The organism is Streptomyces sp. NPDC057623, from assembly GCF_042800355.1.
GTDB lineage: Bacteria > Actinomycetota > Actinomycetes > Streptomycetales > Streptomycetaceae > Streptomyces.
Genome location: NZ_JBHVGZ010000161.1, coordinates 1 through 3,797, shown reverse-complemented (window position 1 = coordinate 3,797; position 3,797 = coordinate 1). Strand labels below are relative to the sequence as shown.

General features: G+C 67.4%; 2 protein-coding genes and 1 pseudogene. 2 read left to right on the top strand and 1 reads right to left on the bottom strand.

Annotated features, from left to right (window positions below):
• Positions 1-588: 588 nt before the first annotated feature.
• A pseudogene (locus ACFU95_RS50785) lies at positions 589-1,793 on the top strand (IS110 family transposase).
• Here ACFU95_RS50785 and ACFU95_RS50780 read toward each other — a convergent pair.
• Positions 1,785-2,108, bottom strand: a complete 324-nt coding sequence (locus tag ACFU95_RS50780) for a hypothetical protein (RefSeq protein WP_383844692.1) — start codon at positions 2,106-2,108, stop codon at positions 1,785-1,787. The pseudogene ACFU95_RS50785 and the gene ACFU95_RS50780 overlap by 9 nt on opposite strands.
• Before the next feature lie 143 nt (positions 2,109-2,251).
• Here ACFU95_RS50780 and ACFU95_RS50775 point away from each other — a divergent pair, with 143 nt between their 5' ends.
• On the top strand, positions 2,252-3,475 hold the full coding sequence (locus tag ACFU95_RS50775; protein ID WP_383844689.1) for a hypothetical protein: 1,224 nt from the start codon (positions 2,252-2,254) through the stop codon (positions 3,473-3,475).
• Positions 3,476-3,797 lie beyond the last annotated feature (322 nt).

The window sequence follows — 3,797 nt, the reverse complement described above, 5'->3', positions numbered from 1 at the left end:
TCGGCCACCGCGCCTCCAGCGGTCGGTTCGGACGTCACCGCACATCCAACCGCCACGACCACCAACCCGGTGAACCTATGCGGTCAGAGCACTAGTAGTGCTTCGTTAGATTCTGGCTCTGGTTCTACTGCTCTGGTTCTACTGCTCTGGTTCTACATTTCGATACGAACCCGTCCCTCAACTTCGGGCACTGGGGCACTGCAAGTCCTGGGTTTTCACGGCACGAACGACGAACTCGCCTGCCGGGCCGACGGCCTTGGCCGGTCTGATCACGGCCGGAAAGCGGGCCGGCCCGGTGACGCCCCGCGCCTCCTCCGAGATCTGTGCCAGAGCCCATCCTCGACGGCACCCCCCGTTACCTTCTTCATGGCTCTGCAATGGGGCCTCCGGCCTTCGGGTCCGGCATGACTTCCCCCCTTGTTGTTCATGATCCGGGGAGGGTGTCACCGGGTCCGGAGGCATCGACGGACCGCTGATGAGGGGCTTGAGCACCGGCTTCACCCGGGCCGGAAGAGCTCTCCGTAACGTGGATGTGGCAGCTCGGTGCCGAGGCAAGGCCGGACGAAAGCGTGATGGAGGGGCCTGCCCGTGATCGACACCGGCGACATCGACGTCTTCCTCGGCCTGGACGTCGGCAAGGGCGAACACCACGCCACCGCCGTCACCCCGGCCGGGAAGAAAGCCTTCGACAAGCGCCTGCCCAACACCGGAACCCAAGCTCCGCAAGCTGTTTGCCAAGCTGAAGGCCAAGCACGGGACCGTGCTGGTCGTCGTTGACCAGCCGGCCTCGATCGGAGCTCTGCCGCTCGCAGTGGCCCGGGACATGGGCTGCCCGGTCGCCTACTTACCGGGGCTGACGATGCGGCGGATCGCCGACCTTTACCCGGGTGAGGCGAAGACGGATGCGAGGGATGCGTTCATCATCGCGGATGCCGCCCGGGCCATGCCGCACACGCTGCGGGCGATCGACTGTGAGGACGAGACGATCGCCGATCTGGAGATGATCATGGGCTTCGACGACGACCTGGCCGGCGAGGCCACCAGGGTCGCCAACCGGCTCCACGGCCTGCTGACCCAAATCCATCCGTCGCTGGAGCGGGTCCTGGGGCCACGGTTGAAGCACCCGGCTGTGCTGGCCTTGCTGGAGCGGTTCGGTTCACCGGCCCAGATCCGCAAAGCAGGCAGACGGCGGCTGATCACGCTGTTACGGCCGAAGGCCCCGCGGATGGCCGAACGGCTGGTCGAGGACACCTTCACCGCCCTGGACGAGCAGACCGTCACCGTTCCGGGCACCGAGGCAGCCGCGCTGATCGTCCCAAGCCTCGCCGCATCCCTGACCGCCGTCCTTGACCAGCGCAAGCTGCTGGCCGGGTGGATCGAGGAACTCCTGGAGGTCCACCCTCTTTTCGAAGGTCCTAACGTCCATGCCGGGAATCGGCGTCAGGACCGGAGCCAGGATCCTCATCGACGTCGGCGACGGCAGCACCTTCCCCACCGCCGGCCACCTCGCCGCCTACGCCGGACTCGCCCCCGCGACCCGCAGTTCCGGGTCCTCGATCCGCGGCGAACAGCCGTCCAGGAGAGGAAACAAGCAGCTCAAGAGGGCTTTCTTCCTCTCTGCGTTCGCCGCCCTGGGCGACCCGGCATCGCGGGCCTACTACGACAAGAAGATCGCTCAGGAAAGGCACCACACGCAGGCCCTACTCTGCCTCGCCCGGCGCCGGGCGGACGTCCTCTTCGCGATGCTCCGCGACGGTACCTTCTACGAACCTCACCCCGCCAAGTCAGGCTGAATCACCGAGAGCCCGCCGGGCTTCAACCCACAACCGCTCGAACTCCTCCGCGGAGATCTCGGCCGCCTGCGGTTGGTCCTGCCAGACGTCCATGGGACCTTCGGCGAGAACCCCGTACTGCCGTTCATAGCGGAACATCGCCGCGAGATCGGCACGATCACGCAAGTGCAGCACCTCCTCCAAAGAGGCCGCCGTCACCGCACGCGAGTTCTGCCCCCGGACCTCGACCTGCCGCGCTGCCCAGCCTTCGTCATCGGCCTCGAAATACAGCCACAGATCTTCGTCCTCGTAGTAGGTCCGGAACCAGGTCGTCATGCCGCCATCCTGGCCCGCGACCTTGACCAAAGAGAGAGGGGCACCCCCCATCGTTGTGGGCCCGCGTGTTCGACAGGGCCTGTCCGGTGGCCCAGCCGATATTGCCTGGCGGGCAGGCGTGAGGTCGGGCAGGGTGCCGGGTGATGAGCGATGAGTACGAGATGTCATACGTCCACCACGACTCCGTCGAGGGTCTGCTGCAACGGGGGCGTGGCCTGGGCGCGATACGAGCGCTCCAGGACCCGCAGGGATCCGCGGTGTTCGTCTATGACGGGATCCGCCGTGACTGGCGGTGGGACGCAGTCGACGACCGGCCTCTGTACCTGGCGCGGCTGGTCCAGGACCTGGAGTTGTCCCCAACGCCGGTCCTGGATCAGCTGGTGGCGGACGAGGAGGCTTGCCTGCGGGCCTGCGAGGTGCTGGAGCTGCTGGCTCTCGCCGGTTCGGACGGGGCCCGCGAGGGCCTTCGGGCGTATATCCGGGAAGGTAGGCACTGGGCCCGTGTACTGGAGTCGGTATCGGCGTGCTGGCCGCCAGAGTGGTGGGAAGATCTCGGTGACGTCGCACGCGCCCGGATCCGCGGAGAAGTGGAGCTTCCCTGGCTCTTCGAGCCGTGGACGCGGTTCGGGATCGAGGTACAGAGCCATCTGTCCGTCCCGCGGCCATCACTGGCCGGGCTCAGTACCGCGGAACTTCTCACGCTGCTTGCCGATGACCATGCCCAAGACGACACGAAGTTCGACGCCTTGCGTGCCCTGAACGGCCGCGAGCCCGCAGAGGAACTGATCCCGCTGGTCCCCTCACTGGGCACCTCCGACGGCCGCCGACCCTTGCCCCTGGTCTGGCGGGCTGTTGAGCGCCTGGGCGCCGCTGCCGTACCGGCAGCACACAGCTGGGCGCAGGACGAACGCCCCTGGCTTGCTCAGCTGGGAGCGGACGTCCTGTCCGACCATCCGGGCCCCGGGGCGCTGCCGGGACTCGTGCAAGAACTCGCCGAGCAATGGGCGACCCGGACCTGGTGCGGTCCCGACCGGACCGCCCGGCGCCTGGCCCGGTTCGGGCCCGAAGCTGCCGGGGCGGTGCCCTACCTGCGGCGCTTCTGGCTGCGCACCCCGCACTCGTACGAGCGAGCCTCGTACCTTGAAGCACTTGCCGCTATCGACCGGCATGGCCTGGACTACGCCTTCACCGAGTCCCTCTGGGACTGCGAGGAAAGGGCACGGCTCCTCGCGATCACCTCAGCACCCGCCAGTCCGGAAGCCCTGGAACGGATCGCCGTACTGCGCGATGACCCAGCGGAAACACCCGAGGTACGAGCCGCAGCTCAAGCACGACTGACCGCCCCAACCAGCCCAACCCTGTCCTGACCCCGTTCGAACGCCCCCTCCCCCCAGAACCTGGGCGCCTCCCGTTCTGCGGTTCTGGCCCAGCTTTTGGGCTCTGTCGCTGATTTGGGGGTGTCAGCCGGTTGATCAGGGTGACAGGAGGATGCGGCGTCGCGGGAGGGCGAAGTTGGCCCGGGCCCTCGGTCGGCGGTCGGCAGTCGGCAGTCGGCAGTCGGCAGTCGGCGAGCCAGCGTCTGACCGCCTGGTCCAGGGTCACGTCCGCGGGAGTGGTGTATTGACGGCCACTCGGTGATCTCGTTTTGAGGCTATGCGGTGAGTTCGGTGGGTAGGTCGGTCTCGCTGG